Annotated in this window: 13 protein-coding genes; 10 read left to right on the top strand and 3 right to left on the bottom strand. The window is 45.1% G+C overall.

Features of this window, described 5'->3' with window-relative positions; translation table 11 throughout:
* The first annotated feature begins 126 nt into the window (after positions 1 to 126).
* Positions 127 to 885, top strand: a complete 759-nt coding sequence (locus AB4232_RS02870; protein ID WP_122046046.1) for a Nif3-like dinuclear metal center hexameric protein — start codon at positions 127 to 129, stop codon at positions 883 to 885.
* 136 nt (positions 886 to 1,021) lie between these two features.
* On the opposite strand, the gene AB4232_RS02875 is transcribed toward AB4232_RS02870, so the two are convergent.
* Positions 1,022 to 2,311, bottom strand: coding sequence for a citrate synthase (locus tag AB4232_RS02875; RefSeq protein ID WP_004734217.1), 1,290 nt, complete (start codon positions 2,309 to 2,311; stop codon positions 1,022 to 1,024).
* Positions 2,312 to 2,725: 414 nt separating this feature from the next.
* On the opposite strand from AB4232_RS02875, the gene sdhC reads away from it, so the two are divergent.
* The 8 genes from sdhC (at position 2,726) to sucD (ending at position 12,344) form a co-directional block, all read left to right on the top strand.
* The gene (gene sdhC / locus AB4232_RS02880) at positions 2,726 to 3,118 is read left to right on the top strand and encodes a succinate dehydrogenase cytochrome b556 subunit (protein WP_012604532.1); all 393 of its coding nucleotides are present in this window, start codon (positions 2,726 to 2,728) and stop codon (positions 3,116 to 3,118) included.
* Complete coding sequence (gene sdhD, locus AB4232_RS02885; RefSeq protein ID WP_004734215.1) at positions 3,112 to 3,459, top strand: succinate dehydrogenase, hydrophobic membrane anchor protein; 348 nt, start codon at positions 3,112 to 3,114, stop codon at positions 3,457 to 3,459. The genes sdhC and sdhD overlap by 7 nt, the downstream gene beginning before the upstream one ends.
* Positions 3,460 to 5,226, top strand: coding sequence for a succinate dehydrogenase flavoprotein subunit (sdhA, locus tag AB4232_RS02890; protein ID WP_004734214.1), 1,767 nt, complete (start codon positions 3,460 to 3,462; stop codon positions 5,224 to 5,226).
* Positions 5,227 to 5,238: 12 nt separating this feature from the next.
* Complete coding sequence (locus AB4232_RS02895) at positions 5,239 to 5,952, top strand: succinate dehydrogenase iron-sulfur subunit (protein ID WP_009847320.1); 714 nt, start codon at positions 5,239 to 5,241, stop codon at positions 5,950 to 5,952.
* 97 nt (positions 5,953 to 6,049) lie between these two features.
* Positions 6,050 to 8,869, top strand: a complete 2,820-nt coding sequence (sucA, locus tag AB4232_RS02900) for a 2-oxoglutarate dehydrogenase E1 component (RefSeq protein ID WP_012604529.1) — start codon at positions 6,050 to 6,052, stop codon at positions 8,867 to 8,869.
* Between the two features lie 21 nt (positions 8,870 to 8,890).
* Positions 8,891 to 10,099: a 2-oxoglutarate dehydrogenase complex dihydrolipoyllysine-residue succinyltransferase gene (odhB, locus tag AB4232_RS02905; protein WP_009847318.1), complete on the top strand. Its 1,209-nt coding sequence runs from the start codon at positions 8,891 to 8,893 to the stop codon at positions 10,097 to 10,099.
* A 206-nt stretch (positions 10,100 to 10,305) separates the two neighbouring features.
* A complete protein-coding gene (gene sucC, locus AB4232_RS02910; protein ID WP_009847317.1) occupies positions 10,306 to 11,472 on the top strand; it encodes an ADP-forming succinate--CoA ligase subunit beta in 1,167 nt (388 codons plus the stop codon).
* Positions 11,472 to 12,344 carry a succinate--CoA ligase subunit alpha gene (gene sucD, locus AB4232_RS02915; protein ID WP_017096870.1) on the top strand — a complete coding sequence of 291 codons (873 nt, stop codon included), beginning with the start codon at positions 11,472 to 11,474 and terminating at the stop codon, positions 12,342 to 12,344. Before sucC ends, sucD begins: the two co-directional genes overlap by 1 nt.
* A 143-nt stretch (positions 12,345 to 12,487) precedes the next feature.
* Here the strand turns inward: sucD and znuB are convergent, their stop codons facing one another.
* Positions 12,488 to 13,273, bottom strand: a complete 786-nt coding sequence (znuB, locus tag AB4232_RS02920) for a zinc ABC transporter permease subunit ZnuB (protein WP_009847315.1) — start codon at positions 13,271 to 13,273, stop codon at positions 12,488 to 12,490.
* On the bottom strand, positions 13,273 to 14,052 hold the full coding sequence (gene znuC / locus AB4232_RS02925; protein ID WP_012604527.1) for a zinc ABC transporter ATP-binding protein ZnuC: 780 nt from the start codon (positions 14,050 to 14,052) through the stop codon (positions 13,273 to 13,275). Before znuC ends, znuB begins: the two co-directional genes overlap by 1 nt.
* Before the next feature lie 83 nt (positions 14,053 to 14,135).
* Between znuC and znuA the strand changes: the two genes are divergently transcribed.
* Positions 14,136 to 15,020: a zinc ABC transporter substrate-binding protein ZnuA gene (gene znuA / locus AB4232_RS02930; RefSeq protein WP_009847313.1), complete on the top strand. Its 885-nt coding sequence runs from the start codon at positions 14,136 to 14,138 to the stop codon at positions 15,018 to 15,020.
* Positions 15,021 to 15,107: the final 87 nt, after the last annotated feature.

Consider the following 15,107-nt stretch of genomic DNA (forward strand, 5'->3'; position numbering starts at 1 on the left):
AAACATTGCAGTGCTGTCATCTCTTCCTCATAAACTAGCTCTTTATAAACATAACCCTGGGGCTTTCGACATTCTACCCGTAAATTGATATAACGACGTTATTATAAAGGTAAGCTGGAAAGAAAAATGAATAACTTACAATTAGAAAAGCTACTTAACGAAAAACTGCAGCCACAGCAGATTAAAGATTACTGTCCTAATGGTCTTCAAGTTGAAGGTGCAACAGAAGTGAAGCGAATCGTTACTGGTGTGACAGCTTCTCAAGCCTTGATTGATAAAGCGGTAGAACTGAACGCAGACGCTTTGTTAGTCCATCACGGCTTTTTCTGGAAAGGCGAGTCAGAAGCGATTCGTGGCATGAAGGGCAAGCGCATTCGTACCTTGATTAAAAATGACATCAACCTTTTAGGTTATCACTTGCCGCTTGATATCCACCCTGAGCTTGGTAATAACGCGAAACTGGCGGAGTTACTTGAGATAGAAGTCGAAGGCGGTTTGGAAGGGCACCCACAATCTGTTGCGATGTTTGGCAAGTTGAGTGCGCCAATGACCGGTTCAGAGTTCGCAGAAAAGATTGGCCAAGCTTTGAACCGCAAGCCATTACACATTGCTCCAGAGAACCAAGACAAAATGATTACGACTGTCGGTTGGTGCACCGGTGGTGGTCAAGATTACATTGAGTTAGCGGCTTCTCAAGGTATTGATGCATTTATCTCTGGTGAAATTTCAGAGCGCACAACTTACTCAGCACGTGAGCAAGATATCCATTACTTTGCGGCAGGCCACCACGCAACAGAACGTTATGGTGTGAAAGCGCTAGGTGAATGGCTAACGAAAGAACATGGCTTAGACGTAGAATTTATCGATATTGATAATCCAGTGTAGCCACGTTTAGAGGTTATGACTTTCTGGATATTTGTACCTTCATTGAAGTGATACGAAATACTGGAAGATAAAAAAGGGTTGATGTTAATACATCAACCCTTTTTGATTTTAATCGATTAGAAAAGTCAAAACTTTACTATTCGCGCTCGTGTAGAGCTTGGAAATCACGCTGTTCTTCACCAGTATACAACTGACGAGGACGACCGATGCGGTTCGTCGGATCGCTGTGCATTTCGTTCCAGTGTGCAATCCAACCGATAGTACGAGACATCGCGAAGATTACTGTGAACATTGATACAGGAATACCGATCGCTTTCAGAATGATACCTGAGTAGAAATCTACGTTCGGGTATAGTTTCTTCGATACAAAGTACTCATCAGAAAGAGCGATGCGCTCAAGTTCCATTGCTACGTCAAGTAGTGGATCTTGAATGTTCAGTTCTTTAAGTACTTCGTGGCACGCTTCGCGCATTACCGTTGCACGTGGATCGTAGTTCTTGTAAACACGGTGACCGAAGCCCATTAAACGGAATGGATCATCTTTGTCTTTTGCTTTTGCTACGTACTCTTCAATGTTGTCTACGCTACCGATCTCTTCAAGCATCATTAGACAAGCTTCGTTAGCACCGCCGTGAGCCGGACCCCACAAAGAAGCGATACCAGCAGCAATACAAGCAAATGGGTTTGCGCCCGAAGAGCCAGCTAAACGAACTGTTGACGTTGAAGCATTTTGTTCGTGATCTGCGTGTAACGTAAAGATTTTGTCCATTGCGCGAGCAACAACAGGGTTCACTTCATATTCTTCACATGGATTCGCATACATCATGTGCAGGAAGTTTTCTGCGTAGCCTAGGTCATTGCGTGGGTAGATAAACGGTTGACCGATAGAATATTTGTAACACATTGCAGCCAGTGTTGGCATTTTTGAAATTAGGCGGTATGCCGCAATTTCACGGTGTGTGTCGTTATTAACATCTAATGAATCATGATAGAACGCAGCAAGCGCACCTACCACACCACACATAACAGCCATTGGGTGAGCATCACGTCGGAAGCCGTGGAAGAAACTAGCAATTTGCTCATGAACCATGGTGTGACGCGTGACAGTCGTCTTGAACTCTTCGTATTGAGCTCGAGAAGGAGCTTCGCCGTATAAAAGAATGTAACAAACTTCTAAGTAATCAGCGTTATTGGCCAGTTGATCAATTGGATAACCACGGTGTAGAAGGATACCTTTTCCACCGTCAATATAAGTGATTTGCGATTCACAAGATGCAGTGGCAAGAAAACCAGGATCAAAAGTGAAAAAACCATTAGAACCCAGTGTACGAACGTCGATGACTGGAGTACCAAGTACACCTTCTGTAATCGGCAATTCGATCGGCGCTTGACCTTCAATATGAAGGGTAGCTTTCTTATCCGCCATAACAATCTCCTTTGTTATTATTAATCCGTCCAGGATGTTTATGTGCCATTTTTTTACTGGTCTTACGTCAGAAAGTCAATTTTTCTGCAGCTTTGTGTGCACTTGTTAGTGTTTTTTACATTAAATTCGTTAAAAGTCTGTGCTGTGTAGCATTATTTGTTGCATCAATTGTATTAGAATGTTGCCAGCCGTATAGTGGCGCTGAAAAGTTTGGTTAAAACCTTATAAATGCAAGGCTAAGAAGAAATGTGAGGTGTCTTCGGAAGCCTAGTTGTTAACAATTATTTTACAATTATCTAAGGCTCAACTTACGTTATTTGTTAAGTTAATGTTAAATTTTGAGGGTTTGCAATCAAATTTTGTCCATAACAATACATAAGGTTATTTAATGACCATCATGCTCAATGGAGCTGAGTGAGCGAGCCCGTGAAAGAAAGAAAGACAAGACCTGTTAATTTAGATTTACAGACCATCCACTTTCCTATCACAGCAATAGCTTCCATCCTACACCGTGTGTCTGGGGTGATTACTTTTGTTGCGATCGGAATTCTGCTTTGGTTACTATCCATTTCCCTCTCTTCCCCTGTAGGCTTTATGGAAGCTAGCGACATTGTCGACGGTTTCTTCGTGAAGTTTATTCTGTGGGGCATTTTAACCGCTTTGGCTTACCACATTGCTGGTGGTATTCGTCACCTTCTTATGGACCTTGGTCACTTTGAAGAGCTGGAATCTGGCGCTAAGAGCGCGAAGGTTGCATTCGCAGCAACAGCGGTATTGTCTCTACTAGCGGGGATCTTAGTATGGTAAACAACGTTTCTACTTTTGGTCGTAATGGTGTGCATGATTATCTATTGATTCGTGCAACAGCCATCATTATGACGCTTTACACTATCTACCTAGTGAGCTTCTGTGCTTTCTCAGGTGATATTTCTTACGCATCTTGGACGCAATTCTTTGGTGGTACCTTCACTAAAGTCTTCACCATGTTAGCACTTACTTCAATTTTGGTTCACGCGTGGATCGGCTTGTGGCAAGTACTAACTGACTACATCAAATGTGCAAAATTGCGCGTTGGTCTTCAAGTCGGTGTTGTTGCGGTTCTTCTAGGATATTTCTTCTCTGGTCTGTTTATTTTGTGGGGTGCGTAAGTGACTATTCCTGTTCGTGAGTTTGATGCTGTAGTAATCGGTGCTGGTGGTGCTGGTATGCGCGCCGCGCTACAAATTTCTGAGCAAGGCCTATCTTGTGCGTTGCTTTCTAAAGTTTTTCCAACTCGTTCTCATACTGTATCTGCGCAAGGTGGTATCACCGTTGCTCTTGGTAATGCGCATGAAGATCACTGGGAACAACACATGTACGATACGGTTAAAGGTTCCGATTACATCGGCGACCAAGATGCTATCGAATACATGTGTAAAAATGGCCCTGAGTCGGTTATCGAATTAGAAAAAATGGGTCTTCCATTTTCTCGTTTTGATAACGGCAGTATTTACCAACGTCCGTTTGGTGGCCAATCTAAGAATTTTGGTGGTGAGCAAGCGGCTCGTACCGCAGCTGCAGCCGACCGTACTGGTCACGCACTGCTACACACGCTTTACCAACAAAACATTAAACACAAAACGACGGTTTTCTCTGAGTGGTATGCACTGGATCTTGTTAAAAACGAAGATGGTGCAATCTTAGGTACTACCGCGCTTTGTATGGAAACGGGCGAGGTTTGCTACTTCAAAGCGAAGGCAACAATCCTTGCTACTGGTGGTGCTGGTCGTATCTATGCATCAACAACGAATGCACACATTAACACTGGTGACGGTGTTGGCATGGCAATTCGTGCTGGCGTTCCAATGCAAGACATCGAAATGTGGCAGTTCCACCCAACGGGTATCGCTGGCGCAGGTGTTTTGGTAACAGAAGGTTGTCGTGGTGAAGGTGGTTACCTTCTCAATAAAGACGGCGAGCGCTTCATGGAACGTTATGCTCCGAATGCTAAAGATTTAGCAGGTCGTGATGTGGTAGCTCGTTCGATGATGGTTGAGATTCGTGAAGGTCGTGGTTGCGATGGCCCATGGGGTCCTCACATTAAGCTGAAACTTGATCACCTAGGTAAAGAGACGCTTGAGTCTCGTCTACCGGGTGTATGTGAGCTTTCTCGTACGTTTGCTCACGTTGATCCAGTTAAAGAACCAATTCCTGTAATCCCAACGTGTCACTACATGATGGGTGGTGTTCCAACTCAGGTTTCTGGTCAAGCAATTAAACAAACTGAAGATGGTTCAGACGTTGAAATTCAAGGTCTATTCGCTTGTGGCGAAATAGCTTCAGTATCTGTACATGGTGCAAACCGTCTAGGTGGCAACTCGCTACTTGATTTGGTTGTGTTCGGTCGTGCGACAGGTCTTCACCTTGGTGAGACTTTGAACAAGCAAGCTGAAGCAAAACCTGCAACTGAAGCTGACATTGAACGTTCACTAGAGCGCTACAATCGTTGGGAAAACAGTACTGACGGTGAAGATCCTGCGGTAATTCGTAAAGACCTTCAGCAATGTATGCAGAACAACTTCTCTGTATTCCGTGAAGGTAAAGCGATGGCTGACGGCTTAGAAGAGCTGAAAGTGATTCGTGAGCGTCTTAAAAATGCACACCTTTCAGACAAGTCGACTGAGTTCAACACGCAACGTATTGAGTGTTTAGAGCTTGAAAACTTGATGGAAACGGCATTCGCAACCGCGGTTGCAGCAAACTTCCGTACAGAGAGTCGTGGAGCGCATGCTCGTTTCGACTTCCCAGATCGTGATGATGAGCAATGGCTATGCCATTCTCTGTACAACCCTGAATCAGAAAGTATGACTAAGCGTGGCGTGAACATGGAACCTATCCATCGTGAAGCATTCCCGCCGAAAGCACGTACGTACTAAGGAGATATGACCATGAAACTGAATTTCTCTTTATACCGTTACAACCCAGATGTGGACCAGAAACCTTACATGAAAGAGTACACCCTAGAGGTGGAAGAAGGTTCTGACATGATGCTTTTGGACGCGCTTATTCTTTTGAAAGAGCAAGATCCAACGATTTCATTCCGTCGCTCATGCCGTGAAGGTGTATGTGGTTCTGATGGTTTGAACATGAATGGTAAAAACGGATTGGCGTGTATCACGCCACTGTCTGCACTTTCTGGCCAAGATAAGATCGTAATTCGCCCACTTCCAGGTTTGCCTGTTGTGCGTGATTTAATCGTAGACATGACTCAGTTCTACGATAACTACGAAAAAGTTAAGCCGTTCTTAGTGTCTGATGGCAATGTGCCACCGGCTCGTGAAAACCTACAAAGCCCTGATGAGCGTGCTCATTTAGATGGTTTGTATGAATGTATTATGTGTGCATGTTGTACGACTTCATGCCCATCATTCTGGTGGAATCCAGATAAGTTCATCGGACCAGCTGGCCTACTTGCAGCATACCGTTGGCTAATAGATAGCCGAGATACGGCGACAGACGAACGTCTGTCCGATCTTGATGATGCATTTAGCGTTTTTCGTTGCCATGGCATAATGAATTGTGTAAGTGTTTGTCCTAAGGGATTAAATCCGACGAAAGCGATTGGTCACATCAAGACCATGCTTGTGAATCGTTCGGTTTAAGTTATATAAAAATTGCCGCCCTAGAAGTTTTGGGGCGGCCTTTTAATAGCTCGGCATAGACCGCAGCAAACGTGAAAACTACTGGTTAAGGGAAAATATGCACAACGGCGTGATGAAGGCATGGCTCGAGTCTTCACACTTGGCTGGCGCCAATGCAACGTACGTAGAAGAACTCTATGAACTGTATCTTAGTGACCCCGATTCGGTAAGTGACGAATGGAGAAGCGTTTTTGAAGAACTGCCTGTGCAAGCTTCAGAAGCGGTGGAACAACCACACTCTCGTGTTCGTGAATACTTCCGTCGACTCGCTCAAGAAACAAAGCATTACAGTGTCCAAGTTAGTGATCCAGATGTCGATGCGAAACAAGTAAAGGTTCTGCAACTTATTAATGCCTATCGATTCCGAGGGCATCAATCAGCAAATCTAGACCCCCTAGGTTTATGGGAAAGAGATACAGTCGCTGAACTGGACCCTTCTTTCCACACTCTTACCGAAGAAGACCTCAACGAGACGTTTAACGTCGGCTCTTACGCCATTGGCCAAGAGACGATGGTGCTTAAAGATCTCTACAAATCTCTAAAGCAAACGTATTGTGGTTCGATTGGTGCTGAATACATGCACATGACTAATACAGAACAAAAGCGTTGGATCCAACAACGTTTAGAGTCTGTATCTGGTCAACCCTCTTTCAATAAAGAAGAAAAGCAAGCTTTCCTAGAAGAGCTAACGGCTGCTGAAGGTCTTGAGCGCTATCTTGGTGCGAAATTCCCAGGCGCAAAACGCTTCTCGTTGGAAGGTGGTGATGCTCTTATCCCAATGACGAAGGAAATTATTCGTCATGCTGGTGGACAAGGCATGCGTGAAGTTGTTGTTGGTATGGCTCACCGTGGTCGTCTAAACATGCTAGTCAATGTGCTTGGTAAAAAGCCACAAGACCTGTTTGACGAGTTTGCGGGCAAGCACAGCGATGACTCGTGGGGCACTGGTGATGTGAAATACCACCAAGGTTTCTCTGCGGATTTCGCAACACCAGGCGGCAACGTTCACTTAGCACTCGCATTTAACCCATCTCACTTGGAAATCGTAAACCCGGTAGTTATCGGTTCAGTACGTGCTCGACAAGATCGTCTAGACGATAAAGACGGCAGCCGTGTACTTCCAATTACTATCCACGGTGATTCAGCTATCGCTGGTCAGGGTGTAGTGCAAGAGACGTTTAACATGTCTCAAGCGCGTGGTTTCTGTGTCGGTGGTACGGTTCGTATCGTTGTAAACAACCAAGTTGGTTTTACAACGTCTAACCCTCGCGATACACGTTCTACGATGTACTGTACAGATATCGCGAAAATGGTTCAGGCTCCGATTTTCCACGTTAATTCTGATGATCCAGAAGCGGTTGCGTTCGTAGCGCGTCTTGCATTGGATTACCGTAATACCTTTAAGCGTGATGTTGTTATTGATTTGGTTTGTTACCGTCGCCACGGTCACAACGAAGCCGATGAGCCGAATGCAACACAGCCTTTGATGTACCAAAAAATCAAGAAGCATCCAACACCACGTAAGCTTTACGCTGACGTGCTAATGGAGCGTGGAGAGTTTGGTATTGATACAGCAACTCAGCTAGTTAACGAATATCGTGATGCACTTGATCACGGTGAAGTTGTGGTTAAAGAGTGGCGCCCAATGGCACTTCACTCTGTGGACTGGTCTCCTTACCTAGGTCACGACTGGAACATCGAGTGGGACAATAAGATTGATATCGAGCGCCTGAAAGAGCTTGGTACTAAACTTTGCCAATACCCAGACAGCCACAAGCTGCAAAGCCGAGTAAATAAACTGTACAACGATCGAACTGCCATGGTGAATGGTGAGAAACAAGTCGATTGGGGTATGGCTGAAACTCTGGCTTACGCAACACTTGTTGATGACGGTAAGCGTATTCGTATCTCTGGCCAAGATTCAGGTCGTGGTACGTTCTTCCACCGTCACTCAGTACTGCACAATCAATCAGATGCAAGCACGTATGTTCCTCTTGCGAACATTCATGATAAACAAGGGCCATTCCAAGTGTTTGACTCTGTGTTATCTGAAGAAGCGGTACTCGCATTTGAGTATGGTTATGCGACAGCAGAGCCAAGCGGTCTCACCCTTTGGGAAGCACAATTTGGTGATTTCGCAAACGGTGCACAAGTTGTTATCGACCAATTCATTTCATCAGGTGAGCAAAAGTGGGCACGTCTATGTGGTCTAACTATGTTGCTTCCTCACGGTTATGAAGGCCAAGGCCCAGAGCACTCATCTGCACGTCTTGAACGTTACCTTCAATTATGTGCTGAACAAAACATGCAGGTTGTTGTTCCTTCAACACCAGCTCAGGTTTACCACATGATTCGCCGTCAGGTTGTTCGACCAATGCGTCGTCCACTGATTGTAATGTCACCTAAGTCATTGCTTCGTCACCCTCTGTGTACATCTTCTCTTGAAGATTTGGCAGAAGGCACGTTCCAACCAGCTATCGCAGAAATTGATGATCTGGCTCCTGAGAACGTAAAACGCGTCGTGTTCTGTTCAGGTAAGGTTTACTTTGACCTGCTTGACCAAAGACGTAAGAACGAGCAAGACGATGTCGCTATTGTGCGTATTGAGCAACTTTACCCGTTCCCTTATGAGGACGTGAGAGCTGCAATCGCACAATACACAAATGTAGTCGATTACGTTTGGTGTCAAGAAGAGCCACAAAACCAAGGTGCTTGGTACAGTAGCCAACATAATTTCCGAGCTGCTATCCCAGTAGGTGCTGATATTCAATACGCAGGTCGTCCTGCATCAGCATCACCAGCTGTTGGCTATATGTCGGTACACTTGAAACAACAAAAGGCGTTAGTTGACGACGCTTTGACCCTACTTAAGAACTAGAAGTAAAAGGAAAATACGCACATGACAATTGAAATTCTGGTTCCAGATTTACCTGAATCTGTGGCTGATGCAACAGTTGCTACTTGGCACAAAAAACCGGGCGAAGCGGTTGCACGTGATGAAGTCATTGTAGATATCGAAACAGATAAAGTTGTTCTAGAAGTACCGGCTCCTGAAGCGGGTGTTCTAGAAGCTATCATTGAAGAAGAGGGTGCTACGGTACTTTCTAAGCAGCTTCTTGCGAAAATCAAACCTGGTGCTGTCGCTGGTGAGCCAACGAAAGACACGACTGAAGATACAGAAGCTTCTCCTGATAAGCGCCACAAAGCGGCACTGACAGAAGAAAGCAACGACGCACTAAGCCCTGCTGTTCGTCGTCTTCTTGCAGAGCACAACCTACAACCAGCTGACGTTAAAGGCACTGGTGTTGGTGGTCGTATTACTCGTGAGGACATCGATGCACACCTAGCAGCAGCGAAAGCGGCTCCGGCAGCAGCATCTGCACCAGCAGTTGAAGCGCCAGCAGCGGCTCGCAGCCAAAAACGCGTGCCTATGACTCGCCTACGTAAGACAGTTGCAAACCGTCTTCTAGAAGCGAAGAACAGCACTGCAATGCTGACTACTTTCAACGAAGTGAACATGAAGCCAATCATGGACCTTCGTAAGCAGTACAAAGACCAATTCGAGAAGCGTCACGATACGCGTCTTGGTTTCATGTCTTTCTACGTGAAAGCAGTAACAGAAGCACTGAAGCGTTTCCCAGAAGTTAACGCTTCTATCGATGGTACAGATATCGTTTACCACAACTACTTCGACATCAGCATGGCGGTATCTACGCCACGTGGTTTAGTGACTCCAGTACTGAAAGACTGTGACACACTAGGTTTCGCAGATATTGAAAAAGGCATCAAAGAGCTAGCAATCAAAGGCCGTGACGGCAAGCTAACTGTTGATGAGTTGATGGGCGGTAACTTTACTATCACGAACGGTGGTGTATTTGGCTCTCTAATGTCTACGCCAATCATCAACCCGCCTCAAGCGGCAATTTTGGGTATGCACAAAATCCAAGATCGTCCAATGGCTGTTGATGGCAAGGTTGAGATCTTACCAATGATGTACCTAGCGCTTTCTTACGATCACCGTCTAATCGACGGTCGAGAGTCAGTTGGCTTCCTAGTGACAATCAAAGAGCTCCTGGAAGATCCTGCACGTCTGCTATTAGACGTTTAGTATCTCTAAAACGTCTAGTTAACCCGGTTAGCTAGACGTAAAAAGTTTCAAAGGCTAGGCTGCTCAACGTCTGGCCTTCACTTGAACTGTAAAGCCATTAGAAAATGGACAGCAGTTGATTTGAGAAGACCCTACAGACGTACCACAGGAAACTGTGTCGTTATGGAAATAATAATCCCTTAAGGGAAAATAAACGGAATATCAAAATGAATTTGCATGAATACCAAGCCAAACAGCTGTTTGCAGAATTCGGTTTGCCTGTACCAGAAGGTTTCGCATGTGATACTGCACAAGAAGCTTTCGAAGCTGCAGGTCGTATCAGTACAGCCAAGAAAGTCGTTAAGTGTCAAGTACACGCTGGTGGTCGCGGTAAAGCGGGCGGCGTAGAGCTACATGACACCAAAGAAGGCGTTAAAGAGTTTGCACAAAAGTGGCTAGGTAAAAACCTAGTGACTTACCAAACAGACGCTAATGGTCAACCTGTAACAAAGATCCTAGTTGAAGAAGCATCGAACATTGCTAACGAACTTTACCTAGGTGCTGTTGTTGACCGTGCAACGCGCAAAATTGTATTCATGGCGTCAACTGAAGGCGGCGTGGACATTGAGAAAATCGCTGAAGAAACTCCAGAGTTGATTCACCAATCAGCGATCGATCCTCTAGTGGGCCCTCAAGCTTACCAAGGCCGTGAACTTGCGTTCAAACTTGGTCTAGTTGGCGATCAAATTAAACAGTTCGTTAAGATCTTCATGGGTCTTGGCCAAATGTTCTCTCAGTACGACCTAGCTCTACTAGAAATCAACCCGCTTGTAATTACCGGCGAAGGCAACCTGCTTTGCCTAGACGGCAAGATCAACATTGACTCAAACGCAATGTACCGTCAGCCAAAGCTTCGTGAAATGCACGATCCTTCACAAGAAGACGAGCGTGAAGCGCACGCAGCTCAGTGGGAACTGAACTACGTAGCACTTGATGGCAACGTTGGCTGTATGGTTAACGGTGCAGGCCTTGCGATGGGTACGATGGATATCGTAAACCTACACGGTGGCAAGCCAGCAAACTTCCTTGATGTAGGCGGCGGCGCGACAAAAGAGCGTGTAGCTGAAGCATTCAAGATCATCCTTTCTGATGACAATGTTAAAGCAGTACTCGTAAACATTTTCGGTGGCATCGTTCGTTGTGACATGATCGCTGAAGGTATTATTGGTGCAGTTAAAGAAGTTGGCGTAACAGTTCCTGTAGTTGTTCGTCTAGAAGGTACAAACGCAGACCTAGGTCGCGAAGTACTTGCTAATTCTGATGTTGATATCATTGCTGCTGTATCTCTAACAGATGCTGCTCAGAAAGTTGTTGCTGCTGCGGAGGCTAAATAATGTCTGTATTAATTAACAAAGACACTAAAGTAATCTGTCAGGGTTTCACTGGCGGTCAAGGTACATTCCACTCAGACCAAGCTATCGCATACGGTACGCAAATGGTTGGTGGTGTTTCACCTGGTAAAGGTGGTCAAACTCACCTAGGCCTTCCAGTATTCAACACAGTACGTGAAGCAGTAGAAGCGACTGGCGCAACAGCAACAGTTATCTACGTACCAGCACCTTTCTGTAAAGATGCAATCCTAGAAGCGATTGATGCAGGTATCGAACTGATCGTAACAATCACTGAAGGTATCCCTACTACAGACATGATCGACGTTAAAGTGAAGCTAGAAGAAACTGGCGTTCGCATGATCGGTCCTAACTGTCCAGGTCTTATCACTCCAGACGAGTGTAAGATTGGTATCATGCCTGGCCATATCCACAAGAAGGGTAAAGTAGGTATCGTATCTCGTTCAGGAACTCTGACGTACGAAGCAGTTAAACAAACAACAGATGAAGGCTTTGGTCAGTCTACATGTGTTGGTATCGGTGGCGACCCTATTCCAGGTTCAAACTTCATTGATATCCTAAAACTTTTCCAAGAAGACCCAGAGACTGAAGCAATCGTAATGATTGGTGAGATCGGTGGTACTGCGGAAGAAGAAGCGGCTGAGTTCATCAAAGCAAACGTAACTAAGCCAGTTGTATCTTACATCGCTGGTGTTACGGCTCCTCCGGGTAAACGTATGGGCCACGCAGGCGCAATCATCTCTGGTGGTAAAGGTACTGCTGAAGATAAATTCGCAGCACTGGAAGCAGCAGGCGTTAAGACTGTTAAGTCTCTTGCTGACATCGGTAAAGGCCTACGTGAAATCACGGGTTGGTAATCAGCTGGATTTTATCTAATGAGATAGAAGTTAACTGAACGATATTAAAAAGGCTTGGTCACTGACCAAGCCTTTTTTGTATGTTTTCAATGATACGAGATACGAGATACGAGATACGAGATACGAGATCGTACTGATAAGTGCTAAGCTCGGCTTCTAACCATTTGAGATAACATAAACATTGCCGCAGCACTGATAACAACAGAAGGGCCGGCCGGTGTGTCATAGAACCAAGACAAGCTCAATCCTCCGAACACAGCGATAGAACCAATTACCGATGCAAGGAATGCCATTTGTTCGGGTGTATTGGCGAATTTTCTTGCCGTTGCTGCTGGGATTATCAGCAATGACGTCATGATCAATGCACCAACAAACTTCATACCGACCGCAATCACGATCCCAACCAATAGCATCAAAATAAGACGCATTAAATCAATGTTGATGCCATCAACCGCTGCGAGATCTTCGTTAACGGTCGTCGACAATAGTGGTCGCCAAAAGATAGCAAGTACCACTCCAATCACGGCTGCACCCGCATAGATGAATACCAAATCTGTCGGAGACACTGCAAGCAAGTCACCAAATAGGTAGCTCATTAGGTCAACGCGAACGTTATCTAAGAAACTCACGGCGACAAGACCCAAAGACAGAGCGCTGTGCGCCAAAATACCGAGTAGGGTATCGGTCGCGACCAGCTTTTGTTTTTGTAAAGTCACTAGCAACACAGCTAGCATCAAACAACAAATCAGCAGCGCGAAATACAAGTTAATGTTGAACAGAAAGCCAAGTGCTAAGCCCATCAAAGAAGCGTGAGCAAGCGTGTCACCAAAGTAAGCCATCTTGCGCCACACCACAAATGAACCTAGTGGCCCCGCGATTAGAGCAATGCCCAAGCCAGCTAAAATAGAGGGAAGAAGAAACTCAAGCATTAGTGGTGTCCGTGTTTATGGTTTGAACATTCATGCACGTCGCCTTCGACAGGTTGTCCTGCGAGATCATGATGGTGATGTTCGTGTTGGTGGTGATAAAAGGCTAAGGTCTCTTGGGTCGCGGTGCCAAAAAGTGCGATATAAGAGGGGTGGTGTTTGATGTCTGCCGGTGCGCCTGAACAGCAGATATGGTGATGCAAACAGATAACATCGTCTGTTTTTGCCATCACTAAATGCAGATCGTGTGAAACCATAAATACGGCGCAACCAAAACGGTGGCGAATGGTATCGATCAGGTCGTACAGGTCTATTTGGCCTTGTACATCAACACCTTGTGCGGGTTCATCAAGAACCAGTAGATCGGGTCTTCTTAGCAATGAACGAGCAATTAGCACACGTTGGTTTTCACCGCCAGATAGTTGGTGCATGTTGCTCTTTTGTAGATGTTCAGCACCAACGAGCTTCAATGCTTCAAGGATCTCTTGCTGACTGAACTTACCAGTGAGCTTTAGAAAACGTTCTACATTGAGCGGTAGTGAATCATTGAGCTTTAATTTTTGTGGTACATAGCCAATTTTCAGTTTTTTAGCTTTTGTTATTGTGCCTGAAAATTTGGTCTGTAAACCTAATACCACTTTTACTAATGTCGACTTTCCTGCACCGTTTGGCCCAATCAGGGTGGTGATTCTGCCGCGCTCTAAATTTAGAGAGATGTTATCTAGAACTTTTCGACCGTCAAATTCGACGCTCACAGAATCTAGTTGGATTAAATTATCCATGAATAGAACTCATTTGCAATTCGCTAATGTTATAATGTAACATTTACCTCAAGCCTAAGCTACTTTTCTATTAACGAGGAATTATGTCACGTTCATCTTTTATACTTGCTACTTTGCTTTTAGCGCCAAGTGTTGCAAGTGCCAATACTATTCTAACAAGCTTCAAACCAATTCAAATGATTGTGACAGAATTAACGCAGGGCGTTAGTGAACCTGATGTGTTGATGAACAGCAATGCTTCGCCGCACGATTATGCGCTTAAGCCATCAGATGTCAAAAAAGTTCATAGTGCCGATATGGTGATCTGGTTTGGCCCTGACCTAGAAGCTTTTTTGACCAAGGTGATTGGTTCTAAAGAAAACGTCATCAAGATCAGTGAGATTCCGGGGATTAACTTGAGAGAGTTTGGACATGAAGACCACGATGCTCATGAGGGGCACAACCATGGTAGCCATGACCCGCATTTTTGGTTGGGTATCGATCAAGTCGAGGTAGCGGCAAAATATATCTCAGCTAAGCTAATTGAGTCAGACTCTGATAACGCCATGGCGTATCAAGAGAACCTAGATTCATTCTTGATTGCTTTGAAAGAAAAGCAGCAGGCGATTCATGAACAACTCGCGCCAGTGAAAGACAAAGGCTACTACGTATTCCATGACGCGTATGGCTACTTCGAACAAGAATTTAAGTTGAATAATCTAGGTCACTTTACGGTTAGCCCTGAGCGTAAACCTGGCGCAAAAAGTCTGATAGCTATCAAGAAGACTTTGGTGCGTGAAAATGTTCAATGCGTATTTTCAGAGCCTCAATTTACACCAGCGGTGATTGAATCGGTGACTCGTGGAAGTAACGCTAAACAAGGACAACTTGATCCTGTCGGTTCGCAGGTTGAAGTGAAGAGTGGAAGCTATTTTGATTTTCTTCAGCAGCTTACAGATAGTTACACAAGTTGCTTGAGTGGAATGTAATCAATATTGAGTATTCTTTACGACACTTTGCTCTCGTTAATTGATGAATCATGCCGCTTTTTGCGGCATTTTCGTGACCGCTAAGAT

This window comes from Vibrio sp. 10N.286.46.A8 (genome assembly GCF_041470165.1).
Lineage (GTDB): Bacteria > Pseudomonadota > Gammaproteobacteria > Enterobacterales > Vibrionaceae > Vibrio > Vibrio tasmaniensis_A.